Annotated in this window: 25 protein-coding genes; 15 read left to right on the forward strand and 10 right to left on the reverse strand. The window is 63.5% G+C overall.

Annotation, left to right across the window (positions count from 1 at the left end; translation table 11 throughout):
• Positions 1-233: 233 nt before the first annotated feature.
• From HHL08_RS09105 to HHL08_RS09115, 3 genes are all read left to right on the forward strand, one after another.
• Positions 234-1,091, forward strand: a complete 858-nt coding sequence (locus HHL08_RS09105) for an ABC transporter ATP-binding protein (RefSeq protein WP_206377789.1) — start codon at positions 234-236, stop codon at positions 1,089-1,091.
• Positions 1,084-1,875 (forward strand): ABC transporter permease, encoded by a 792-nt coding sequence (locus tag HHL08_RS09110; RefSeq protein WP_070934787.1) that lies wholly within the window; start codon positions 1,084-1,086, stop codon positions 1,873-1,875. Before HHL08_RS09105 ends, HHL08_RS09110 begins: the two co-directional genes overlap by 8 nt.
• Positions 1,876-2,010: 135 nt before the next feature.
• Positions 2,011-2,574, forward strand: coding sequence for a flavin reductase family protein (locus HHL08_RS09115; RefSeq protein WP_206377790.1), 564 nt, complete (start codon positions 2,011-2,013; stop codon positions 2,572-2,574).
• Positions 2,575-2,799: 225 nt separating this feature from the next.
• Here the strand turns inward: HHL08_RS09115 and HHL08_RS09120 are convergent, their stop codons facing one another.
• Positions 2,800-3,801: a zinc-dependent alcohol dehydrogenase family protein gene (locus HHL08_RS09120; protein WP_206377791.1), complete on the reverse strand. Its 1,002-nt coding sequence runs from the start codon at positions 3,799-3,801 to the stop codon at positions 2,800-2,802.
• A gap of 179 nt (positions 3,802-3,980) precedes the next feature.
• A complete protein-coding gene (locus HHL08_RS09125; RefSeq protein ID WP_235955000.1) occupies positions 3,981-4,484 on the reverse strand; it encodes a DUF305 domain-containing protein in 504 nt (167 codons plus the stop codon).
• A 256-nt stretch (positions 4,485-4,740) separates the two neighbouring features.
• On the opposite strand from HHL08_RS09125, the gene HHL08_RS09130 reads away from it, so the two are divergent.
• Entirely contained in the window at positions 4,741-5,166 is a 426-nt protein-coding gene (locus HHL08_RS09130) for a hypothetical protein (protein ID WP_169572501.1), read from the forward strand.
• A gap of 53 nt (positions 5,167-5,219) precedes the next feature.
• Here HHL08_RS09130 and HHL08_RS09135 read toward each other — a convergent pair whose 3' ends face one another.
• From HHL08_RS09135 to HHL08_RS09160, 6 genes are all read right to left on the reverse strand, one after another.
• On the reverse strand, positions 5,220-5,381 hold the full coding sequence (locus HHL08_RS09135; protein ID WP_169572503.1) for a hypothetical protein: 162 nt from the start codon (positions 5,379-5,381) through the stop codon (positions 5,220-5,222).
• Positions 5,378-7,747 carry a heavy metal translocating P-type ATPase gene (locus HHL08_RS09140; protein WP_206377792.1) on the reverse strand — a complete coding sequence of 790 codons (2,370 nt, stop codon included), beginning with the start codon at positions 7,745-7,747 and terminating at the stop codon, positions 5,378-5,380. The genes HHL08_RS09135 and HHL08_RS09140 overlap by 4 nt, the downstream gene beginning before the upstream one ends.
• 78 nt (positions 7,748-7,825) lie before the next feature.
• The gene (locus HHL08_RS09145) at positions 7,826-8,491 is read right to left on the reverse strand and encodes a methyltransferase family protein (RefSeq protein ID WP_268932707.1); all 666 of its coding nucleotides are present in this window, start codon (positions 8,489-8,491) and stop codon (positions 7,826-7,828) included.
• Complete coding sequence (locus tag HHL08_RS09150; protein ID WP_169572505.1) at positions 8,488-8,736, reverse strand: DUF2933 domain-containing protein; 249 nt, start codon at positions 8,734-8,736, stop codon at positions 8,488-8,490. The genes HHL08_RS09145 and HHL08_RS09150 overlap by 4 nt, the downstream gene beginning before the upstream one ends.
• Positions 8,723-9,709, reverse strand: coding sequence for a CopD family protein (locus tag HHL08_RS09155; protein WP_169572507.1), 987 nt, complete (start codon positions 9,707-9,709; stop codon positions 8,723-8,725). Before HHL08_RS09155 ends, HHL08_RS09150 begins: the two co-directional genes overlap by 14 nt.
• A gap of 5 nt (positions 9,710-9,714) precedes the next feature.
• Entirely contained in the window at positions 9,715-10,119 is a 405-nt protein-coding gene (locus HHL08_RS09160) for a copper resistance protein CopC (protein WP_070936121.1), read from the reverse strand.
• A 129-nt stretch (positions 10,120-10,248) separates the two neighbouring features.
• Between HHL08_RS09160 and HHL08_RS09165 the strand changes: the two genes are divergently transcribed.
• The 5 genes from HHL08_RS09165 to HHL08_RS09185 all read left to right on the forward strand — a co-directional run bounded on the left by HHL08_RS09165 (position 10,249) and on the right by HHL08_RS09185 (position 14,389).
• Positions 10,249-10,527: a hypothetical protein gene (locus tag HHL08_RS09165; protein ID WP_070934783.1), complete on the forward strand. Its 279-nt coding sequence runs from the start codon at positions 10,249-10,251 to the stop codon at positions 10,525-10,527.
• Entirely contained in the window at positions 10,524-10,964 is a 441-nt protein-coding gene (locus HHL08_RS09170; protein WP_169572509.1) for a periplasmic heavy metal sensor, read from the forward strand. The genes HHL08_RS09165 and HHL08_RS09170 overlap by 4 nt, the downstream gene beginning before the upstream one ends.
• Entirely contained in the window at positions 10,961-11,524 is a 564-nt protein-coding gene (locus HHL08_RS09175) for an RNA polymerase sigma factor (protein ID WP_070934781.1), read from the forward strand. The genes HHL08_RS09170 and HHL08_RS09175 overlap by 4 nt, the downstream gene beginning before the upstream one ends.
• A 52-nt stretch (positions 11,525-11,576) precedes the next feature.
• Positions 11,577-13,400, forward strand: a complete 1,824-nt coding sequence (locus tag HHL08_RS09180) for a copper resistance system multicopper oxidase (protein ID WP_169572511.1) — start codon at positions 11,577-11,579, stop codon at positions 13,398-13,400.
• Positions 13,401-13,588: 188 nt separating this feature from the next.
• Positions 13,589-14,389 (forward strand): copper resistance protein B, encoded by an 801-nt coding sequence (locus HHL08_RS09185; protein WP_408021764.1) that lies wholly within the window; start codon positions 13,589-13,591, stop codon positions 14,387-14,389.
• Positions 14,390-14,391: 2 nt separating this feature from the next.
• On the opposite strand, the gene HHL08_RS09190 is transcribed toward HHL08_RS09185, so the two are convergent.
• Positions 14,392-14,988 (reverse strand): HdeD family acid-resistance protein, encoded by a 597-nt coding sequence (locus HHL08_RS09190; protein ID WP_084653343.1) that lies wholly within the window; start codon positions 14,986-14,988, stop codon positions 14,392-14,394.
• Between the two features lie 572 nt (positions 14,989-15,560).
• On the reverse strand, positions 15,561-16,223 hold the full coding sequence (locus tag HHL08_RS09195; RefSeq protein WP_235955001.1) for a BON domain-containing protein: 663 nt from the start codon (positions 16,221-16,223) through the stop codon (positions 15,561-15,563).
• A gap of 515 nt (positions 16,224-16,738) precedes the next feature.
• Between HHL08_RS09195 and HHL08_RS09200 the strand changes: the two genes are divergently transcribed.
• From HHL08_RS09200 to HHL08_RS09225, 6 genes are all read left to right on the forward strand, one after another.
• Positions 16,739-17,776 (forward strand): zinc-dependent alcohol dehydrogenase family protein, encoded by a 1,038-nt coding sequence (locus HHL08_RS09200; RefSeq protein ID WP_169572513.1) that lies wholly within the window; start codon positions 16,739-16,741, stop codon positions 17,774-17,776.
• A complete protein-coding gene (locus HHL08_RS09205) occupies positions 17,773-18,897 on the forward strand; it encodes a VIT1/CCC1 transporter family protein (protein WP_191225224.1) in 1,125 nt (374 codons plus the stop codon). The genes HHL08_RS09200 and HHL08_RS09205 overlap by 4 nt, the downstream gene beginning before the upstream one ends.
• 147 nt (positions 18,898-19,044) lie before the next feature.
• On the forward strand, positions 19,045-19,800 hold the full coding sequence (locus tag HHL08_RS09210) for an ATP-binding protein (protein ID WP_169572515.1): 756 nt from the start codon (positions 19,045-19,047) through the stop codon (positions 19,798-19,800).
• Positions 19,772-20,422, forward strand: coding sequence for a BON domain-containing protein (locus HHL08_RS09215; RefSeq protein WP_169572517.1), 651 nt, complete (start codon positions 19,772-19,774; stop codon positions 20,420-20,422). Before HHL08_RS09210 ends, HHL08_RS09215 begins: the two co-directional genes overlap by 29 nt.
• A 14-nt stretch (positions 20,423-20,436) precedes the next feature.
• Positions 20,437-20,721 carry a hypothetical protein gene (locus HHL08_RS09220; RefSeq protein WP_169572519.1) on the forward strand — a complete coding sequence of 95 codons (285 nt, stop codon included), beginning with the start codon at positions 20,437-20,439 and terminating at the stop codon, positions 20,719-20,721.
• Positions 20,722-20,727: 6 nt separating this feature from the next.
• A complete protein-coding gene (locus tag HHL08_RS09225; protein ID WP_169572520.1) occupies positions 20,728-22,329 on the forward strand; it encodes an MBL fold metallo-hydrolase in 1,602 nt (533 codons plus the stop codon).
• Positions 22,330-22,352 lie beyond the last annotated feature (23 nt).

Below are 22,352 nucleotides of genomic sequence, written 5' to 3' on the forward strand. Positions count from 1 at the left end.
GGCCGGTCCAGAGTCGATCGGAAATGCGGAAGCTCCAATCCGTATAAGAACGGAGTGTCCAAGGCGCCCGAGGGACTAGACTGGCTGTAAGATTCTCCCTTTTTGAGCGGCTGCCGGATGGATGTGATCGATATGGCTGTGAGGCTGACAGCGAGGAATAGGGCACTCTACCGTGGCATTTCGGGACCGCCACATGCGCCGGAACAGCATCTTGCCTCCGCGCGAGATGTGGCGTGACGGAGCTGAATACAGCGATCGATCAGGCTGCGTCGCCTGGTATCCCGGCTGGGAACGCCGGTCTGGTCATTCAAACCTCTGAACTGTCCAAATCCTTCGACGGCCGGGTGGTGGTGGACCGGGTGGATCTGCAAATCCACAGTAGGGAGATTTTCGGACTTATCGGTCCCAACGGTGCGGGCAAGTCGACGCTGATCAAGATGCTGACGACCTTGCTACCGCCGTCGGCTGGCAATGCCCGGGTCGCCGGCTATGATCTGGCCCGGGAACCAAGGGCAGTGCGCAGCCACATCGGCTACGTACCCCAGCTACTATCGGCCGACGGCGCCCTGACCGGCTACGAGAATCTTCTTCTCTCGGCGCGGCTGTATCTCATTCCTCGGGCTCAGCGTTCACAGCGGATCAGGGAAGCCCTCGAACGGACGGAGCTGACCGATGCCGCCGGTCGGCTGGCGCAGCATTATTCCGGCGGCATGCTGCGCCGGCTGGAGATCGCCCAGAGCACGATGCATCGGCCGGCGCTGCTCATCATGGACGAGCCCACGGTCGGTCTCGACCCGGTGGCCCGCAACACGGTGTGGGCCCATGTCCGCAATCTCCGCGACCGCTATGGGACGACGATCCTGCTGACGACGCACGTCATGGAGGAAGCCGACGCCCTGTGCGACCGCGTCGGCATCCTGCACCATGGGCGGCTAGAGCACGTGGGAACGCCGGCCGAGCTGAAGGCCGGGATCGGCCCGGACGCCACGCTCGACGATGTCTTTGCCCGGATCGCGGGCGGCGACGAGCAGACGGGCGGCAACATGCATGACGTTCTCCAGACGCGCCGGAGCGCGGCCGAGCATGGCTGACATCCTCGTCCGGATCGGCAACTATGCCACGGAAGTCCATGCGGTGGCTGACGCCGAAGTGCGGAAGCTCCGGCATGATCCGACCGAACTGCTCACCCGCGCCATCCAGCCGGCTATCTGGCTCCTATTGTTCGGCGAGGTGATGGCGCAGGTCCGCGGGCTGGCCAGCGGCAATGGCCGGTATCTCGATTTCCTGGCGCCCGGCATTCTTGCCCAGAGCGTGCTGTTTGCGGCGATCTTCTATGGCATCGCAGTGATCTGGGAGCGCGACCTTGGCGTCCTTCATCGCTATATGGTCAGTCCGGCGCCCCGCAGCGCCCTCGTCCTCGGCAAGGCGATTTCCTCAGCCGTGCGGGGGCTGTCACAGGCGATCATCGTCTATGTGCTTGCACTTGCGCTCGGCATCGCGATCGATCTCCATGTCCTGCACCTGCTCGGCGTCGCCGCCCTGATCATCCTCGGCTCGGGCCTGTTCTCGACATTTTCGCTGATCATCGCCTGCATCGTGCGGACTCGCGAGCGATTCATGGGGATCGGGCAGGTGTTGACCATGCCGATCTTCTTCGCCAGCAACGCCATCTATCCGATCGAGATCATGCCGGGATGGCTCAGGGCGATCTCGCTGGCCAATCCGCTCACCTATGAGGTCGATGCCCTGCGCGCACTCATGCTGACGGGCGAGGCGAGCAAGTTTGGGGTGGGCACCGATTGCATCGTGCTCGTCGCGATCTCCAGCCTTCTCGTCCTTATCGCTACGCGCATGTATCCTCGCATGACGATGTAGTGGCCGCACGCTCAAGAGCGCGTCGTCCCGGGGTTGGCACCCGGCCATGGGAGGCGCTGGTGATTTGGACAGAACGCCGGGCCGTTGTGCGACACCGCGCAGCATCGGCAAGACGGCAACGAGGGAACAACGGCAATGCCTGCAATCGCCGCCAACAATCGCGAACCAATGCGGCCATTCCCGTTGCCGGAGGTTTACCAGCTGCTCGAGCCCGGGCCGGTTGTCCTGCTGACGACGGCGCATCAAGGCCGAAGCAATGTGATGACCATGTCATGGCATATGATGGTCGAGTTCACGCCGCCGTTGCTGGCCTGTATCGTCAGCAGTGCCGACTTCAGCTTCACAGCACTGCGCGCGACAAGGGAGTGCGTGATCGCCGTCCCGGCCCTGGATCTTGCGCCCAAGGTCGTGGAGATCGGCAACTGCTCCGGCCGCGACATCGACAAGTTCGCCGCGATCGGACTGACGCAGCTTCCCGCTGCGCTGGTGGCGCCGCCACTGGTAGCGGAATGCTTCGCCAATCTGGAATGCAGGGTCGACGAGACACGCCTGGTCAACAAATATAATCTGTTCATTCTGGAGATCGTTGCAGCCTGGAGCAATCCGGCCCAGAATGATCCGCAGACGATCCACCATCGCGGCTACGGCAGGTTCGTTGTGGATGGTGAGACGATCGTGCTGCCGTCGAGGATGCCCTGATCGTCCACCTGGGAGCAGAGGTGAAGGATTTGGGGTCAATAACGTATGGCGCATCATCCGCGTGCGGGGGATTCTCCCAATGTCGAGAGGGGCTAAATGCCTGCACACAATTAGGAATCCTGGCGCATCGCCCATGAGGAATGCCCGCGCGGAGTAGGCGGGTTCAATCTCTTGCATCCACTTTGGTCCACCGTCGTTCACCCGCGGGAGCGTCTCGCGCGCGGCCTATGTTTCCGGATCGGGACAGATCACCGCAGCACCGGTCAATCGACCCTCGCGCAGCCGTCGCAATGCCTCGTTCGCGCGCTCCAGTGGAAAAGATTCGGTCACGGTCCTGATCCCCGCCCTTTCCACCATCTCGAAAAAGGAAGTGCCATCCTCGCGCGTCAGATTGGCGACGGAGAGGATCGCGCGCTCCCCCCACAAATCGGCGTAGGGGAAAGCAGGGATGTCACTCATGTGAATGCCCGCGCAGACAACGCGGCCGCCCTTGCGCACGACCTTTAGCGCGGCCGGCACCAGCGCTCCTACCGGCGCAAAGATCAGTGCGGCGTCGAGTGGAACGGGAGGGGCCGCCTCGGACGACCCGGCCCAGATGCAGCCGAGCGACCGCGCGAACGCCTGTCCGTCCTCATCGCCGGCCTTGGTGAAGGCATAGACCTCGCGCCCCTGCCATGTCGCGACCTGGGCGAGGATGTGCGCAGCCGCGCCAAAACCGCACAGCCCGATCCTCTGCCCGTCGCCGGCGAGACGCAGCGCGCGCCAGCCGATCAGACCGGCGCACAATAGCGGCGCGGCCTCCACGTCAGTGAAGCGATCCGGCAGCGGGAAGCAATAGCGTGCGTCCGCGACGACATGGCTGGCATAGCCCCCATCGCGAGTACAGCCGGTAAACTCCGGCTGATCGCAGAGATTCTCGTGACCGCTCCTGCAAAAGCTACAGACGCCGCAGGTGTGGCCGAGCCAGGGGACACCGACACGTTGGCCGATCGCGAAACCTGCCGTTCTCGCGCCCATAGCAATCACGCGTCCGACAATCTCGTGGCCCGGGACGATCGGATAATGGGCCGGGATTTCCCCGTCGAGCACATGGAGGTCGGTGCGGCAGACGCCACAGGCCACCACCTTGATCAGGAGCTGCGCCGGACCGGCAACGGGCAGCGGCCGCGTGACCATGCGCAACGGCTTGCCGGGTCCGTCGAGTTGCATGGCATGCATTTGGCCCATGTCACGATCCTATCGTTGGCGTTGCCGTCAATTCTCGCACGACTCGTCGGACATCGCGCTAGGTAGACTTACGCAAGCGGCCCCCCGCCAGCACCATTGTAAGCGCAAGACCAAACGCTTCGGTTTCAGAGTGGACTGCTCCCTTGGATGAACCTCGTTGGCTTACTCGCCTCAAGGCATCATTGGGCAGTCTTGCCATTCTGGCGCAGCCACGCTTGCAGGGCATCGATCTCACGGTTCTGGTCCGTAATGGATTGCGTAGCCATCCGGCTCACGGCGCCCTCAGGCTTGCCGGCGAGGACTAGCCGCGACATCTCCACCGCACCGCGATGATGTTCGATCATCTTGCGGACATAGGTTTCCGTCGCGTCGGCGCCGATCGCATGCATCATTGCCATGTGCATCTTCATCTCGACATGCGGGAAAGGATTGGCAGCGGTCGGTTCCATCATCGGCATCTGACCCATGCCCTGCATGCCACCGCCCATGCCGCCCATCGAACCGCCTGCCGCGGTGCCATCGTCATGTTCGCTGTGGGTGCCCGGTGGGGGAGCCGGTTGCGTTGGAGCGGGCTGCACCTGACCGTGGTCATGGTCCATAGCGGGCATCGGCCCGGTCTGGGCGGACGATGGAGAACTGGCCAAAGTGAGGGCCATACAGGCTGCGAGGGTGACTGCTTTCATTGTTCTGCTCCTGTGAAGTCGTTCCAGGCCATACGCAGGCGGAGCATTTGCCCCTCCAATCTCCGCGATTTTATTTCAGGAGCGACTTGGAGCAGTCGTTGAAGACGCGCTGCGTGGTTATGTGCCGCCGGACGTGGTCGCCAAAATAGGTCGACTGGTTCGGCTCGGACCGACCCTAGCTCCGCCCTCCGGTGGTGCTGCGGGTAAGCCTGGAAGAGGCTAACGCCGCGCTCGAGGCGGGACGGGAGCAGGACTCTTGAAGGCCGATGCCCTTCTCGACAGCAACCTGCTCATCGCGATGTTGGCGGAAGCCCACGATCATCATGCGCTCTCTCCGGACTTGCCGATCGGTGAGAGGCGCAGCGAATACGCCGTCGCCGCATACAGTCACGCCGAAGCCTGCAGCACTTTGAATCAGCGGGTCAAACGGGCGCAATACCGGTTCACGGCCGAGGAAGTTTGGGCGGCGTTGGAGAGCGTGCGCGCGGTGACGGTCTTGATCGGATTGAAGCTGGCGCAACCGTTCGACGCCGTTCGTGCTTTCGTGCAAGGCGATCGTTCACCACGTTCCGGTGATCGTCACCTGGAATGTCGGCCACATGCGGGGCCTATTTCCTTCGCTGACTATCGTGACACCCAAGGACGTTGGAAAAGGTCTCGTTCGCTGGGAAATGTTGCATGATCCGACCTATCGCGCTGGCTGCCCCAGGATCACTGAACCGACCTCTTTCCCCGCTAGAGCATCGAGGTTGCACGGATGCTGCCGCCACCCTTCATGAACGATGGGCAGCGCATATGTTTGGCCAGCAGGTCCGGTTCGTCGGCAATGACAAGGATACCTTCCGCCGACCCGGCTGTTGGCGCGCTCGCTTCGAAATGACGAGGCAGGTCGATCACAGACGAATGACCCGCAATCGCAAGGCATTGGTGATGACGCTTACCGATGACAGCGCCATGGCGGCCGCTGCAATGGCAGGCGAGAGCATCCAGCCAAAGGTTGGATAGAGCGCGCCGGCTGCGATCGGAATGCCCGCGACGTTATAGGCGAAGGCGAAGACCAGGTTCTGGCGAATGTTGCGCATCACGGCGCGCGACAACCGCCGCGCGCGCAGGATACCGTTGAGATCGCCTTGCAGCAGCGTAACCCCCGCGCTTTCTATGGCGACATCCGCTCCCGCTCCCATGGCAATCCCGACCTCGGCTGCCGCCAGCGCCGGGGCGTCGTTGACGCCGTCGCCTGCCATGGCGACGCTGCGGCCGTCGGAGCGCAGCTTCTGCACAACGCTGGCCTTGTCTTCGGGCAGAACCTCGGCCTCGACATTATCGATGCCAAGGCGGGCCGCGACGGCAAGAGCGGTGGTTCGATTGTCCCCGGTCATCATGACGATACGGATGCCGTCAGCCTTTAGCTCGCGGACGGCTTGAGCCGAAGTTTCCTTGATAGGATCGGCTATGCCAAGAAGTCCGGCAAGCTTGCCATCGACGCTGGCAAAGATCGCCGTCGCGCCCTCGGCGCGCATCGCCTCGGCCGCTTCGTTGAGCGCAGCCGTATCGATCTTCTGCTCCCCCATGAACCGCAGGCCACCAAGCAGGATATGCTTGCCCGACACTGTGCCGGTCACGCCGCGCCCGACAGGCGAGTCGAAATCGCTCGCCTGTTCGAGCGCCAGCTTGCGGTCCTGCGCGGCGCGCAGAATGGCGTCAGCCAGCGGATGTTCGCTGCCCCGTTCGAGACTGGCCGCAAGGCGCAGGATCTCGTTCTCGTCCCATCCGCTGACGGTGCGGATACCTGTCACAGCGGGTCGACCTTCGGTCAGCGTTCCGGTCTTGTCGACCACCAGCGTGTCGATCTTCTCGAACCGTTCCAGCGCCTCGGCATTCTTGATGAGTACGCCAGCCTGTGCGCCGCGCCCGACGCCAACCATGATCGACATCGGCGTGGCGAGACCAAGGGCACAGGGACAGGCGATGATTAGCACCGAAACGGCGGCAACAAGGGCATAAGTCAGGCGCGGGTCGGGACCGAACACCGCCCAAGCGGCGGCCGCGATCAGCGCGACCGCGATCACTACGGGCACGAACCAGCCAGAGACCTGATCGGCCATGCGTTGGATCGGCGCACGGCTGCGCTGCGCCTCGGCCACCATCTGGACGATCCGCGAAAGCAGCGTCTCGCTCCCGACCTTCTCGGCGACCATGACGAAGCTGCCCGTCTTGTTGAGCGAGCCGGCGATGACCTTGGCGCCCGCTTCCTTGGTCACCGGCATGGATTCGCCGGTCACCAGTGATTCATCGATCGATACTCGTCCTTCGGCGATGACGCCGTCCACCGGCACCTTCTCGCCGGGCCGAACCCGTAGATGATCGCCGACAACCACGAGGTCGAGCGTGACTTCCTCGTCTTGTCCGCCGGCGGTAACCCTGCGGGCGGTCTTAGGCGCCAGATCAAGCAGCGCCTTGATTGCGCCGGAGGTGCGCTCACGCGCGCGCAATTCCAACACTTGGCCGAGCAGGACCAGGACAGTGATGACGGCGGCCGCCTCGAAATAGACCGGCACCGTGCCCATCGAATCCCGGAAGGCGGGCGGAAACAGCGATGGCGCGAAATGGGCAACGAGGCTGTAGACATAGGCGACGCCTACCCCCATGGCGACCAGCGTGAACATGTTGAGATGGCGAGATTTGAGCGAGGACCAGCCGCGCGTGAAGAACGGCCAGCCCGCCCACAGCACGACCGGCGTTGCGAGGAAAAACTGGATCCAGTTCGATGTCTGCTTGCCCACGAACATCATAAGGCCGGTCAGATGCCCGCCCATCTCCAGAGCAAAGACCGGAATGGTCAAGATAAGCGCCACCCAGAAACGGCGCGTCATGTCGGCGAGCTCGGGGTTGGGGGCGCTGTCGGCCGATACCATTGCCGGCTCGAGGGTCATGCCGCAGATCGGGCAGGAGCCTGGTCCGATCTGCCGCACCTCGGGATGCATCGGGCAAGTGTAGATGACAGCGTTTGCGACCGCACGGGCCGGTGGCACGTCTTTCTTGTCCAGATACTGGCCCGGGTTTGCGACGAACGTCGACAGGCATCCTGCACCACAGAAGTGGTAGCCTTGACCCGCATGGGTCGCATGATGCTCGGTCGCTGCCGGATCGACCTTCATACCGCACACCGGATCAACGGCAGTGGCCGTACCGCTCACTTTCTTCGTGCCGCCGCCACAGCAGCCCGCACCATGATGATGCGCCTCGTGATCAGTCGATGTCATATCGATTCTCCTTCAACGCAGCGTCATGTGGGATCTGACATCATGTCAGGGTCAAGCCCTCATTTGCCGGAACGCGGTTCATCTGGGGCTTGGGGTTCGCCATTTCGGAAAGAAGCCGCCGGTGCGCGCCATATATTGGCGATAGGCATCGCCAAATTCTGCGATCGCAACCTTCTCTTCATGGTGGGCAAGGCGGACGTACATGACGACGAGAACCGGATACATGGCCAGCGTCAGCAGCGTCGGCCATTGCAGCAGGAATCCGGTCAGAATGAGGATGAAGCCGACATATTGCGGGTGCCGGAGCCGTGCATAAATGCCGGTGATCGCCATTGCGTGGTGTTGCTGCGCCGCATGGAGCACGGCCCAGCCGACCGAGATCATCCAGAAACCACCGCCGATTAGGACAAAACTGGCGATGTGGAATGGACCGAAATGCGGGTTGAGCCGCCATCCGAACATCATCTCGAGCAGATGGCCAGCATCATGCGAGAACCAGTTGACGCTGGGATAATGCGACTGGAACCAGCCCGCGAACAGGTAGATGGTGAGCGGGAAGCCGTACATTTCGGCGAAGAGCGCGACGAGAAAGGCGCTGAACGCGCTGAAACTGCGCCAGTCCCTTGCCGATTGCGGTTTGAAGAAACTCAGAGCGAACAGAATGAACACCATCGAGTTGACGAAGGCGAGGCCCCAGAGGCCGAAGCCCTGCATTTGATGCGCGCCCATGGTGCCCTCCATCATTGCACACCGGCGTCGCCGGTCCTCTGTGATTTGCTTGAAGGAGTCCCGCCGCCATGTTTGTGACCATGGTGCATGAAGAGGTGCATGACCGGGCAGGACAAGAAGAGCAGGAATGGCAGCGCGTTCAGCACATGCGCGGTATGCTCGGTGAAGAGATAATAGCCCGCGACGATGGCGAACCCGACGAAGATGAGTTTGGCGCGGCCCGACATCTTGCCGCCGTAATGGGCCTCATGATCCGACATGGGGTGTTCCTTCGGGAAGAGGGGAGGCTTGGTGGCACGCATTGCCGTGCGAAGGGGCGCTGAAGCCGGTCACCAGCCTGGCTCCAGGATTCCGAGCCACGCAACCTGTCCAAGGATCAGGACTGCGGCGGCGAACTCCACAGCGATGGTAGCCCCGATCCGCCCCAGCGCCGTTCTCGAGGCCGGAAGCACGCTCGATCGCAGGAACAAGCCGAAACCGGTGGAGCGCAGCCAGAGCCAGCATGAGGCTGAACAGCGCAAGCTTGCCGCCCATCAGAACCATATAGGTCGAGCCGAAGGGAGGGCTAAAAGGTTGTGCGCCCAGGACGGTCAAACCGTTGACCATGCCGGTCGCGATCAGCAGCGCGACGACAATCGACCCCACGATGCCGAAACCGTTGAGGGATCGCTGCGCGACCGCCAAGTCAAAGAGCGAGGCCGTTGGGCGACCCACAATGAAGAGAAGGCAGGCAATGGCGCCAATCCATGCGCCTGCGGCCATAAGATGCACGATGTCGGAAACGAGATGTGGCCATGCCAATGCGCCTTCGGTGGCGACACCCTGCCCGTTCAAGACCAGCGATGCGAGGGCGATACCGCTGAGCGCCGCCACGCCTGCCATCGTGTCTGTTCGACGCGCCGGTGCGAGCAGGGCAAGGCACAAGGCCAGCATGGTTGCGGCAAGCCGCAGCGCGAAGGCCCAGCCAACCGGAGTGTTCAGCAGGATCGAACGGGCAAGTTCGAGGTCGAGGCCGTCGATCGACGTGCCCGACATGCTGGCCAGCAACAGGGCAAAGCCGACGATGTTCAGGCCTGCGGCACATAGGCTGAGCGGAACCAGCCATGCTCGGAACGGGATCAGGCCCCGTTGCGGCGCACGCAGGGCGTAGAGGCCGAAGAGCGGGACGCCGAACAGGAGCCCCTCGATCGCAAAGAGGCCGAAGCGGACAGCAATGATCGGCCCCTCGGACATGGCCTTCAGCTGACCGTGAAGGCGAACTGGTTTTCGACCCGGTGGGTGTCTGCGGCTACCGCATGCCAGGTCACGACATAGCTACCGCGCGGCAATGCACTCGCGAAAGTCGCGATGAGGGTCTTGCCATCCGAGGAGAGTGTCGTTTTCACTGCCGGCACAGACGTCATGGCCATGTGCGCCATATGATCCGAGTGCGACATGCCAGCCATGCCGGCAAGCGTGATCTCAAGACCGGTCAACTGGGGCAATAGCCGTTCGGTGAAGCGCAGCATGACATGCCGGGTCGACGCGACGGATGCCTGGGCGGCAGGAATCGACGCAACCAGCCTCGGGTGCGCCAGCGCGGGCATGGTCGTCGTCATTGCGGTGGCAGCGAGGGCAGTGGCGATGATTTTGATGGCCTTCATGAAGCGCTCCTCGGATATCCCGCTGTCCATACGCAGGCCGAGCGCTCACCCCTCGGATCGTGCGGCTATTAATTTGAGGGGTCGGAGTATTCCTTGCGTATGACGAAGCGCGCAGTTCGGAGAAACAGAATGACAGATATAGAAAACGCGCTCGCGCGCCTGCGAGCGTTGCCGGTGGATCCCCGGCTCAACGCGATCGATGCAGCGGTACTCGATGGCTTGAATCAGCAATTGGCTGGCGATCGCTCGTCCGGGCGGCTGTTCGTCACGGCCGCCGCCGTCGCGCTTGTGACCGGCATCCTGGGATCGAGCTTTCCGGGTGAACCCGCAACTGCGGCAACCACCGCCTTTCCGTTCGGCGCTCCAGCAGCGCTCGCACCGTCAACATTGCTGGCGGGCGTGCAATGACCGATCGGTCCCGCTTCCTGTTCGTTATATTGATCGCATTCGGCGCGGCATTGGCGGGCGTCTTTGTCGGCCGCAGCTATATCGTGGCGCCGCCCCCGGTCGAAAGCGAGCTCCATCAACTGCTCCACGAGCAGCTCGATCTTGATCCCACTCAGGAAACCAGGATCGAGGCAATCGAAGCCCGGTTCGCCATCCAGAAACAGGCGCTCGAACTGGAATTGCGCGCCGACAATGCCCGTCTTGCCCAGGCCATCCAGACCGAACATGGCTACGGCCCGCAGGTCAGCGCTGCCATCGACCGCTCACACAAGGCGATGGGTGAACTGCAGAAGGAGACGCTCGAGCATATCTTCGCGATGCGTGGCGTGCTCCGGCCCGAGCAGGCCACGCGTTTTGACGACGCAGTGGTCAAGGCGCTGACCGTCGAGGCAAAATGAGCCTCGATCTCGCCGAATGTTCGGACGGCGAACTGGCGGCGCTGGCGATCGGGGGGCGGCAAAGCGCTTATACCGAATTGATGCGCCGGCATCGCGAAGCCATTTTCCGCTTCGCCCGCGCGCACACCGCCGATGACGATGCGGCGCTCGATATCACACAGCAGACCTTTATCGCCGGCTTTGCGGCGCTGAAGCGCTACGATCGGTCGCGACCGATGAAGCATTGGCTGACCCGCATTGCGCTCAACAAATGCCGGGATTGGGGACGGCGCCGGAAGGTGCGTGCGCTCTTCGCCTTTGCTGCGCCCTTGGAAGGCGCGCCCGATCCGGTTGACCCGTCCGCCGACGTCGAGCGCGAAGCCAGTGACCGCCAGGAACTGGCCGAAGTGATGCACGCAATGGTCAAACTGCCCGCCAAGCTCAAGGAGGTGCTGGTGCTGCGCGCCGTTGAGGGTGCATCGCAAGCAGAAGCTGCCGCGATCCTGGGCATCACCGAGAAAGCCGTCGAAACGCGGCTTCATCGCGCGCGGAACAAATTGCAGGAAGTTTTGAGGGCCTGAAGCGCGATTTGCGTATTGGCGCACAACAGATCCCGACACAGGCAACCCTTCCATGACGACCTCTCCCGCCTCGCTCCCGGCCCTTGATCGCCGCGCGCTTTTGCGCGGCGCGGGCCTTGCCGGTGCCGGACTTGGGCTGGCCGCGTGGATGCCCGCCTGGGCGCAGCCGGTATCGCGCGGCATCGCCAAACCCTTGCCCGAGCTTTCGGGCGACAGCATCTCCTTGCGGGTCGCGCACGAGACGGTGAAGGTCGACGGCCGGCAGGCACATGTGATCGCCATGAACGGCACCGTTCCTGCCCCATTGCTGCGCCTGCGCGAAGGGCAGACCGTTCGAATCACCGTCGATAACGGGCTGGATGAGGAGACGTCGCTGCACTGGCATGGCCTGCTGGTGCCCTTCCAGATGGACGGCGTCCCGGGCCTGAGCTTCCCCGGCATCCCCGCGCGCTCATCCTTCACCTATGAGTTTCCGATTCAGCAGTCCGGCACCTACTGGTATCACAGCCATTCGGGTTTGCAGGAAGCGATGGGGCACTACGGCCCGATCGTGATCGACCCCAGGGGCGCCGATCCAATCGCCTGTGATCGCGAACATGTCGTGATGTTCTCCGACCACAGCTTCGTGCATCCGCACACGCTGTTCACCAAGCTCAAGCAGGAGCCGGGCTACTATAACCGACAGAAGCAGACGCTGGTGGGGCTGCTCGGAGGAAAGGACCAGAAGCACGCCGATCGCCTGGAATGGGCGCGGATGCGGATGGACCCGACCGACATCCTCGATGTGACGGGTGCGGCCTATACCTATGTCGTCAACGGCTATGGTCCGCAGGACAATTGGACCGCGCTGTTCAAGCCAGGCGAGCGGGTGAGGCTGCGGCTGATCAACGCCGCCGCCATGACGATCTTCAATGTTCGCATCCCGGGCCTGACGCTGACAGTGGTGGCCGCCGACGGGCAACCGATCCGCCCGGTCGCCGTCGATGAGCTGCAGATGACGATCGCGGAGACTTATGACGTCATCGTCACGCCGACCAAGGATCGCGCCTACACCATCGTCGGCGAGGCGATCGACCGTTCAGGCATGGCCCGCGCCACACTCGCGCCACGCGAGGGCATGGCCGGCGGAGTCCCGCCGCTGCGCCAGCGGCCGCTCCTGACGATGGCGGACATGGGCATGGGCGCAATGGACGCACCCGGCGGCCACGCGGGACACGACATGGCAGGCATGGATATGCCGGGGGTGGACATGCCCGCTATGGATCATGACGCAGGCGCCGCCGCACCGACGGAGCACGGTTCCGCTGGCGGTTCGGGGCATTCGATGAAGATGCGCGATGGCGCCAATGCACCGCAGGTCGTGCTGGGGCCGGGCGTGCAGACGATAGCGCCGATGCCGATGGATCGCACCGGCGAGCCCGGAGTCGGCCTTGAGAAGGTTGGCCACAAGGTCCTGGTCTATCGCGACCTCGTCGCACTCGACCGCAATCCCGACGTGCGCGGTGCGGCCCGCGAGATCGAACTGCACCTTACGGGCAATATGGAACGCTATATGTGGTCCCTCGACGGCCAGACGCTGTCGGAAGCGCGAACGCCGATCCCGGTCCGTACCGGCGAGCGGGTGCGCATGACGCTCATCAACGACACGATGATGAACCACCCGATCCACCTGCACGGCCACTTCTTCGAGCTGGTGACGGGGCAGGGTGATCATTCACCCCGCAAGCACACTGTCAACGTGCCGCCAGGCGGCAAGGTCAGCTTCGACGTGACCGGTATCTATGGCGACTGGGCTTTCCATTGCCACATGTTCCTTCACATGCATGCGGGAATGATCCGCGTCGTGCAAGTCCGCGATGCGGGAGATCCCGCGTGAACGCGTTCAGGTTCCTGGGGCTCTCGCCGTTCCTGTTCGCAGCGTCGGTATCGGCCCAGACGATGGATCATTCAGGCCATCAGGGCCAAGATATGTCCGGCATGGCGATGCCGACACAGTCCGATCCGCACCCTGGGCATGCAATGCCTACTCCGATTGAGCCTCCGAACGGCCAGGACATGCCCAACATGGCTATGCCTGCCGCCGTACCAGCCGAACCGGCCGGCCCAGCGGGCACAGACCTCGAACCTGGCAACCTGCCGCCACCGCCGGTGGCGACTGACCGCCCAGCCGATCGCTATTTCGATCCACGCGCGATGGCCGCCGCCCAAGCCAACCTGCTCGGCGAACATGGGGGGATGACCTTCCACAAGGTCCTGTTCAATATCGCGGAATATCAGGCGCGCGAGGCTCGCGATGGCTATCGCTGGGACGCCAGCGCCTGGTTTGGCGGCGACATCGACCGGCTGGCGCTCAAGTCGGAGGGGGAGGGCAGTTTCGGCGAGGCGATCGACCATGGCGAAGTTCAGGCGCTATGGTCGCATGCGATCGATCCCTATTGGAATGTCCAGGGCGGCATCCGGCAGGATGTCGGCAGGGGGCCGGACCGCACCTATGCCAGTATCGGGATAGAGGGTCTCGCGCCCTACTGGTTCGATCTGGGGGCTTCAGCGTTTGTGTCCACCAGGGGTGACCTGCTCGCGCGAGTCGAGGGCGACATCGACCAGCGCATCACCCAGCGGCTGATTCTCCAGCCCCGCGTCGAAGCCAATTTCGCCGCACAGGATATTCCCGAAAACGGCATCGGCGCCGGCCTCTCGACTCTCGAGCTCGGATTACGGCTTCGCTACGAGGTCGCCAGGGAATTCGCGCCCTATATCGGCGTTTCCTGGGACCGCAGTTTCGGTGACACTAAGCGGATGGCGCGCGCGGCGGGCGAACAAGCGTCATCAACGAGCCTCGTGGCTGGGATTAGGTTCTGGTTCTAGCCCTACCGCCAGCCCGAAGCGCGCGGTCCGAACGTGGCGCTACGTAGGGACAGACCGATCAGCAAGAGGGCGACCCCCTGGAACAGCAGGTCGATCGACAGAATCAGTCCGAGTACCCAGATCGAATTGACCGGCCAGCCGAGTGCTATCACCAGCGCGGCCGCAATGCTCGCGACGGCCGAGACGGTCATCCATCCCCATCCGGACGGCGTGCGCGTTGTCAGTGCTATGAAGAGGCGCAGCGCGCCGGAGAGCCCGAGCGAGACGGCGAGGAACAGGGTGAGCAGGGTGGCCGCGAACAGGGGATCGAGGAACATCGCGACGGCGGCCGCAAGATAAAGCAGGCCGCTCAGGAGCCAGAATGCGAACCGCGCCCATTTTTTGACGCCGAAGGCATGTATGATCTGGAACGCGCCGGCGGCGAGCATGACGGCGCCGACGTAAAAAGTCGCTGCAACGGTCGTGATGAACAGATTCGCGGAGGCGATGGCTCCCAGCAGGATAAGTGCGATGCCGAGCACCGTGAACCAGCACCATGCGCCGCGTTGCTCCAGCGAAGCCGGACTGTCGCCGAAGCGCGATCCTTGCGTGTTGATCATGATGTTCGTCTCCTCTGGGTGTGCGGTCCAACGCCCAACGACTGCTTGCTAGGCTCCGGCAATGTCCAGCACACTCCGTTTATCTACGGATTGGCGCCCCGAGGGTCAGTTCGGCGCATCATCCAGACAATGTCGGCGCGAATGTCGACGCCGTCGCAGGAGTTGCCAGATGTCGCCGCCGATGTGGAAATCCCGACCCATGGCTTGTGACCATATGTAGCCAGCCAGAGTCTACCTTGGCGGCGGCGCGATCGTGTTCCTTGCGACGGCGGTTTTCCTGATCCGTGATGCGAATGTCCGGGACTCGATATCACCATTTTCGAGTAGCTTCACCGCCTGGTGGCAGGGGTCGCCCGGGCGATGAGCTGCTGCATGGCGACCGGATGCTCGAAAGCAAATCTGTGCACCTACGACCTGTTATCCGAGATTTTGACGCTCGACGAAAGCCGGACGGTCACCTCGAAAATATTCGAGGGCGCGGCCGTCTTGATGCCGTGAACGGCGATGCACGCCATATCGACCAGCGCATCTCGCAACGATATCGTCGCCTGTCAGAGTCCAATACCGCGCATTCACGCGATGATGATGTCGTTCCGCACATCGGTCACGCCCGGTGCGGCCCATGCCGTCGCCGCGGCGACTTGCCTGTCATGCGGCGAGTGAACCGTTCCGGCGAGCACGACATTCCCCTCCTGCGCGCTGACCGTGATGGTCTTCGGGTCGAAGAACCAGGAGCGATGGAGTGCGTGCATGATCTCGTCGCTGATATTCGAGACATCGACCTTGCGCTTGATCGTGATCTGGTCGGACATGCCGATCACGCCGAGCAGCCGCCGGATATCCTGTTCGGCGCTGTCCCTCTGATAGTGCCAGTCGACCTCGCCGGTCAGGGTGATCCACCCTTTTTCAACCTGTACCTTGATGGCGTCGCGTGGAACGGACACATCCCAGGCGAGTCGATCGATCGCGGCAGCCGCGATGTCATCGTCGTCACGCTGGTCATCGAAAGTGAGCCGGATCTCGATCTCCTCGGCCACTGCCTTGACGCCCTTCACCCTGCGGGCCGCAGCCTCGGCTGCCTGCTTTTCCGCGAAACTCTCGACATGGCCCGTGAGCGTCACGACGCCAGCGTTCGCAGTGACACCGATATGGGCGGCGGTCACGCTCGGTTCCCAGTTCAGCTCGGCGAGCACAGACTGTTGAAGATGACTATCCTGGGACATGATATTCTCCAAAGCGATCGACAAAGGGAAGCTGCGCGTCTTGATCGACGACCTTCCTTACGGGTGTCATGTGACAGACAGGCGCAAACTACCTTCGCTGCGACGGAATTTGACTCCTGTCGAAGCAACTCGTCGCGCACCGGCCTTCTAAACCGGGCTTGCAGGGCCGGCATTCCGGAGTTTTACTGGCGGGTCGTCCACGCATAAGCATCTGGGATCGGCTTTCGCATCGCCGAGATCCATCGCGCCCGTTTTGATGCGCAAGCACGGCGTTACGAGTCTCTCGGTGTTCCTGGACGTCGCGTTCCAGTATGCGACATGCCGGTGTGAGAGAATCATCTCTAGCCAGCCTCACGGGAAAGCCGAAACCCGTCGGAGGTCACGAGACATCGACAGGATTCGCCCCCTCCGTTGATTTACGGATAGGTTCGGCGCGAGTCCGGGTTCAAATCGCTGGTCTTGATCATCGGCCCTGGAGGGATGCGCCCAAGGCGCACGCCGACATTTCACCTTAGAGAGGTTTGTTCATGAAAGCGCTCGTTTATCAGGGTCCCGGCGCCAAGGCGCTCGAAGACCGGCCCAAGCCCGAAATCCGTGACGCCGGCGACGCGGTCGTCCGCATCACGCGGACGACGATCTGCGGGACGGACCTGCATATCCTGAAGGGCGACGTCGCGACCTGCGCGCCGGGCCGCATCCTCGGTCATGAAGGCGTGGGCGTGGTCGAGGCGATCGGCGCGGGCGTCACCGTCTTCAAGCCGGGCGACCGCGTGCTCATCTCGTGCGTCACCGCCTGCGGCCGGTGCGACTATTGCCGTCGCGGCATGTATTCGCATTGCACGACGGGAGGCTGGATCCTCGGCAACACAATCGACGGCACCCAGGCCGAATATGTCCGCATCCCCCATGCCGACACCAGCCTCTACCCGGTCCCCGAGGGCGCCGACGAGGAGGCTCTGGTGATGCTGAGCGACATCTTGCCAACCGGCTTCGAATGCGGCGTGCTCAACGGCAAGGTCGCGCCCGGGAGCAGCGTCGCCATCGTCGGCGCGGGTCCGATCGGGCTTGCGACATTGCTGACCGCCCAATTCTATTCGCCCGCCCAGATCATCATGATCGACCTCGACGACAACCGGCTCGAGGTCGCCCGCCGTTTCGGCGCGACGCACACCGTCAACAGCGCCGACGGCAAGGCGGCAGATGCGGTGAAGGCGCTGACCGAAGGGCGCGGCGTCGACGCCGCGATCGAGGCGGTCGGCATCCCCGCCACCTTCCTGCTGTGCCAGGATATCGTCGCGCCGGGCGGCGTGATCGCCAATATCGGCGTCCACGGCTCCAAGGTCGATCTCCATCTGGAGCGGCTCTGGTCGCACAACATCTCGATCACGACGCGGCTGGTCGACACCGCGACGACGCCGATGCTGCTCAAGACGGTCCAATCGAAGAAAATCGATCCCAAGCTGCTGATCACGCATCGTTTCGCGCTGGCGGACATTCTTGATGCCTATGACACCTTCGGCCGCGCCGCGGCGACCCAGGCGCTGAAAGTGATCATAGAAGCTTGACGACCGGGACCGATCCTGACCCTCTGCCGCGCTATCGCTCCAATCTCCAGGGCGAGGTCGACGGCGCGGCGGTCTATGCGGCTTTGGCCGAGAGCGAGGCCGACCCGAAACTGGCCGAGGTGTTCCACCGGCTCGCCGCGGTCGAGCAGGCCCATGGCGAGTTCTGGCGCAAGCGGATCGAAGCGGGCGGCGGCCATTTCTCGCCCACCCCTTCCGCAAGTGCGCGCGTGCTCGCCTGGCTCGCCCAGCGGTTCGGGCCAGCCTTCGTCCTGCCCGCGCTCGCGGCCAGCGAGGAGCGCGGCAGCACAGCCTATGACGCACAGCCCGAGGCGAAGGCCGCCGGGCTTCCCGCCGATGAGCGATCGCATGCCGTGCTGATGCGGGCCGCCGCCGGCAAAGGAGGTCTTTCAGGACCGACGATCGCGCTCCTCGAGGGACGCCACCGCGGCGGTGGCAACACATTGCGCGCCGCCGTGCTCGGAGCCAATGACGGCCTCGTCTCCAATTTCAGCCTGGTGATGGGTGTGGCCGGCGCCGCCGCGGCGGACAATACGCTGTTGCTCACGGGGCTTGCCGGTCTTGTCGCGGGCGCCTGCTCGATGGCGATGGGCGAATGGCTGTCGGTCACAAGCTCGCGCGAACTCTACCAGAGCCAGATCGCGACCGAAGCCGAAGAGTTGCGCGAGGTTCCCGAGGAAGAGGAGGAGGAGCTTGTTCTGATCTATCAGGCCAAAGGCATCGCCGAACCACAGGCGCGCGCGCTGGCGGAGCGGCTGCTGGGCAATGAAGGAACCGCGCTCGACACGCTGGCGCGCGAGGAGCTCGGGATCGATCCGGATCAGCTCGGCGGGTCCGCCTGGACGGCCGCGACATGGTCGTTCCTGCTCTTTGCGACCGGCGCGATCATCCCGGTCGCGCCGTTCCTGCTGCTCTCGGGGCGACCGGCGCTGATCGCCAGCCTGGCCGCCAGCGGCCTTGCCCTCGCGCTGATCGGCGCCGGCACGAGCCTTTTCACCGGCCGTTCCGCGCTGTTCTCGGCGGCGCGCCAACTCGTCATCGGGATTGCCGCTGCCGCAGTCACCTATGGTGCCGGGGCAATCGTCGGCGTGTCGCTCGGCTGACGGCCACGATGAAGCCGTCGCCAAGAGCCCGCGGCGTGAAACATCAATATGGAAGGACGCGAGCATGGGGGATCGACCCCTAAGTAACATTCCCGATTCTCCGGGCGCTTCCTGAGAGGGACAAGAATTGCGTCAACGGAGGGCGCCATGCACAGTGTCTCACTTCACCGGGATCCGGATATATCCACGCGTGAGACTATTCACGATCTGCGCAACCTCTTCGGCGTCGTGGCCTCCGCGCGGCACATGCTGGACGACAGGCCGACGGGCGATCGGCGGACATTGCTGCTCGACGCGATCGAGGACGCCGCGTTGCGCGGGGGACGACTTACCAGCGCGATGCTCGGGCAAGGCCGATCGGGAGGCGCCGCGACGCGCTTCGACCTCAACGAGCATCTCGCCGGCCTCGGATCGCTGATGCGCGCGCGCGCCGGTCGGCACGTCGAAATCCGGTTCGAACCGGCCGCCGGCCCGCTTCCGGTGAAGCTCGATCCCGCCGATCTGGACGCCGTGATCCTGGAGCTGGTCTCCAACGCCTGCGCGGCGTTCGTGAAGCCGGGCGTCATCCGGATCCGGACCAGGCGGCTCGGAGGCCGTGTCCGGCTCATCGTCGCCGATAATGGCCGCGGCGTGAGCGCCGCCGAACTCCACGCGGCGCTGCATGGATTCGAACAGTCCTCCGTAAACGGCTCCGGCCTCGTCCGCGTCCGGCATTTCGTCGAGACCGCCCATGGCCGCCTGCGTTTTCGAAGCCGCGAGAACCGCGGCTCCATCGCTTCCCTGAACTTGCCGCTGGTCCTCAAGGTCGCCGGCGCTGAGACCGCCGCGACGGCCCCCGCCCGGTGGAATAGAATGACCCGCAAGGAGATCAGACATGAAAAGCGACAGTCAATTACAGCGTGACGTTCTCGATGAGCTGGCGTGGGAGCCGAGCATCGACCACGCCGATATCGGCGTGGCCGTGACGGACGGCGTCGTCACACTTTCCGGATTCGTCAAAAGCTATCCGCAGAAGATGGCGGCGGAGAAGGCAACCCGGCGCGTTGCTGGGGTCAAGGCGCTCGCCGAGGAGATCAAGGTGCGCTTCGCCTCCGATCCGAAGACGGCCGATCATGAAATCGCCAAGCGCATCCTCGACATGTTCTCCTGGAACGTCTCGATCCCCGACGACAAGATCGCGGTGAAGGTCGAGCATGGCTGGGTGACGCTGAGCGGCACGGTCGACTGGTATTATCAGAGTGATGAGGCCAGAAAGGTCGCCGGCAAGGTCAACGGCGTCATCGGCGTCAGCAACTTGATCGAACTGCACACGCTGCCGACCTCCGGCGACGTCAAGGATCGGATCGTGGCGGCGATCAAGCGCAACGCCGATCTCGACGCCGCTTCGGTCACCGTGTTCACCGATGGCGGCAAGGTGACGCTGGGCGGCAAGGTCAGGGCGTGGAACGAGCGGCAGATCGCCGAGCGCGCTGCATGGGCCGCTCCCGGCGTGACCAAGGTCGAGGATAATATCGTCGTCGTCTGACCTTCGTCTGGCGAATGGCGGAGCGGCTGCCGACGATTTCCGGCGGCCGCATCCGCGCCATCTCTTCTGAATTTGAAGCTTCGTTGATCGCGGCGCCATCCGCGCCGATAGGCTGCTCAGCCAACGTCCGGATGAATGCCGCCCAGAATATCGTCCCAAATACTGTTTTCGTGGCGGCAAGTCCTGCTTGGGTTGCTTCGCTTGCAACGCGTCGGACACTCTCCGCCGAAACAATGGACATGGGCAAGTTCGAGTGGGAGAAACGACCTGTCCCCAGCCGATCCAGGACAATGATCTGATACTTCATGACTGACGACCTCACACTCGCCTTCCACGGAGCAGCCCGTACTGTCACTGGCTCATGCATGGAATTCTGCCGTGACGGGAAACGGTTGCTTGTCGATTGCGGGCTCTTCCAGGGTTCCCGTACGCTCGAAGCGCTCAACCGGAGTGCCTTCCCGTTCGACGCGGAGGAGGTCGACGCGGTCATCCTGACCCACGCCCATATCGATCATAGCGGACTATTGCCCAGGCTCGTGGCCGAAGGCTTCACGGGCGAGATCTGGTGCACGGCGCCAACGGCGGATCTGCTCGAGTTCATGCTGGCCGACGCCGGGCGCATCCAGGAGAGCGACGCAACCCGACGCAATCGACGCAAGGATCGTGCGGACCAGCCGGAGATCCTGCCGATCTTCACCGAGCAGGACGCAGTCGCCGCGTGGCGGCAGGCCCGGTCCGTTGACCTCGAGACATGGTTTGAGCCTGTCCCTGGGTTCAGGGCGCGCCTTTGGAACGCCGGGCACATCCTGGGCTCGGCGTCGGTTGAGCTCGATGTCGGTGGGACGCATGTCCTGTGTTCCGGTGACCTTGGTCCCGAGCATAAGGCGTTTCAACGCGATCCCGAGGGTCCCTCGGGATTCGATCATGTCATCTGCGAATCCACCTACGGCGACCGCAAGCGCGACCATCTCGCCATCGGCGAGCGCCGAAGCTTGCTGGAAGCCGAGATCAAGGAGGCGCTGGCCCGCGGTGGCAATCTCATCATTCCGGTGTTCGCGCTCGAGCGCACGCAGGAACTGCTGCTGGATATCGCCGCGCTGATCGACGCCAACCGCATTCCATCCACCCCCGTCTTCGTCGATTCCCCTTTGGCCAATCGCGCGACCAGCGTGTTCGCCAAATATGCCGGGTCGCTCGAGGACATGGAGGGCGAGAATGTCTTTGGTCACGCGGCTTTTCATTTCGTCGATGATGTCGCGGAATCGATCCGGCTGAACAGCTTGTCGGGCGCCATTATCATGGCGGCATCGGGCATGTGTGAAGGCGGCCGCATCCGGCACCATCTCAAGCACAATCTCTTCCGACGCGAATCCACGCTACTGTTCGTCGGCTTCCAGGCGGAGGGTTCGCTGGGCCGGATCATTCTTGACGGCGCCGAGCGTGTGCGCATTTCGGGTGAGGACATCGTCGTGCGCGCCCAGATTCGGCACATCGATACCTATTCGGCGCACGCCGATCAGGACGATCTGCTGGCGTGGATGGAGGCGCGGCGTCCTCTTGGGGGCAGTCTTTTCCTCTCGCATGGGGAAGCGACGGCGATCGAGACGTTGCGTCGCATCACCCAGGCCCGCGAATTGAGCGCTTCCATCATCGTGCCGGAGATGGGCGAAGTGTTCCGGCTGCCCGTCGGCACGCCCGCAGCCCGGATCAAGACCGGAGACCCGGAGCTTCAGCAGGCCGTGGGTCGCGACTGGCAGAACAGCTACGCTGATTTCGCCGCCGGCCTGAAACGCGAACTGGCGGAAATACAGGATGCCAGGATCCGTCAGCAGGCGCTCGACGATATGCGGGCTGTTCTGGAGAGCTACAAGAAGGTCCGGGACAAGCGCGCCGCCCGGCGGCATTGAGAGACGATGATCCGAGGGACTCG

The organism is Sphingobium psychrophilum, assembly GCF_012927105.1.
Taxonomy (GTDB): domain Bacteria; phylum Pseudomonadota; class Alphaproteobacteria; order Sphingomonadales; family Sphingomonadaceae; genus Sphingobium; species Sphingobium psychrophilum.

Bases quoted from the DNA above. Each gene is read 5' to 3' on its own strand.
- HHL08_RS09200 (WP_169572513.1), top strand. From the start codon at position 16,739: ATGAAAGCGCTCGTTTATCAGGGTCCCGGCGCCAAGGCGCTCGAAGAC.
- HHL08_RS09125 (WP_235955000.1), bottom strand. From the start codon at position 4,484: ATGAAAGCAGTCACCCTCGCAGCCTGTATGGCCCTCACTTTGGCCAGT.
- HHL08_RS09210 (WP_169572515.1), top strand. From the start codon at position 19,045: ATGCACAGTGTCTCACTTCACCGGGATCCGGATATATCCACGCGTGAG.
- HHL08_RS09190 (WP_084653343.1), bottom strand. From the start codon at position 14,988: ATGATCAACACGCAAGGATCGCGCTTCGGCGACAGTCCGGCTTCGCTG.
- HHL08_RS09170 (WP_169572509.1), top strand. From the start codon at position 10,524: ATGACCGATCGGTCCCGCTTCCTGTTCGTTATATTGATCGCATTCGGC.
- HHL08_RS09175 (WP_070934781.1), top strand. From the start codon at position 10,961: ATGAGCCTCGATCTCGCCGAATGTTCGGACGGCGAACTGGCGGCGCTG.
- HHL08_RS09110 (WP_070934787.1), top strand. From the start codon at position 1,084: ATGGCTGACATCCTCGTCCGGATCGGCAACTATGCCACGGAAGTCCAT.
- HHL08_RS09160 (WP_070936121.1), bottom strand. From the start codon at position 10,119: ATGAAGGCCATCAAAATCATCGCCACTGCCCTCGCTGCCACCGCAATG.
- HHL08_RS09185 (WP_408021764.1), top strand. From the start codon at position 13,589: ATGGCTATGCCTGCCGCCGTACCAGCCGAACCGGCCGGCCCAGCGGGC.
- HHL08_RS09140 (WP_206377792.1), bottom strand. From the start codon at position 7,747: ATGACATCGACTGATCACGAGGCGCATCATCATGGTGCGGGCTGCTGT.
- HHL08_RS09215 (WP_169572517.1), top strand. From the start codon at position 19,772: ATGAAAAGCGACAGTCAATTACAGCGTGACGTTCTCGATGAGCTGGCG.
- HHL08_RS09150 (WP_169572505.1), bottom strand. From the start codon at position 8,736: ATGTCGGATCATGAGGCCCATTACGGCGGCAAGATGTCGGGCCGCGCC.
- HHL08_RS09120 (WP_206377791.1), bottom strand. From the start codon at position 3,801: ATGGGCCAAATGCATGCCATGCAACTCGACGGACCCGGCAAGCCGTTG.
- HHL08_RS09225 (WP_169572520.1), top strand. From the start codon at position 20,728: ATGACTGACGACCTCACACTCGCCTTCCACGGAGCAGCCCGTACTGTC.
- HHL08_RS09165 (WP_070934783.1), top strand. From the start codon at position 10,249: ATGACAGATATAGAAAACGCGCTCGCGCGCCTGCGAGCGTTGCCGGTG.
- HHL08_RS09145 (WP_268932707.1), bottom strand. From the start codon at position 8,491: ATGATGGAGGGCACCATGGGCGCGCATCAAATGCAGGGCTTCGGCCTC.
- HHL08_RS09115 (WP_206377790.1), top strand. From the start codon at position 2,011: ATGCCTGCAATCGCCGCCAACAATCGCGAACCAATGCGGCCATTCCCG.
- HHL08_RS09220 (WP_169572519.1), top strand. From the start codon at position 20,437: ATGGCGGAGCGGCTGCCGACGATTTCCGGCGGCCGCATCCGCGCCATC.
- HHL08_RS09180 (WP_169572511.1), top strand. From the start codon at position 11,577: ATGACGACCTCTCCCGCCTCGCTCCCGGCCCTTGATCGCCGCGCGCTT.
- HHL08_RS09155 (WP_169572507.1), bottom strand. From the start codon at position 9,709: ATGTCCGAGGGGCCGATCATTGCTGTCCGCTTCGGCCTCTTTGCGATC.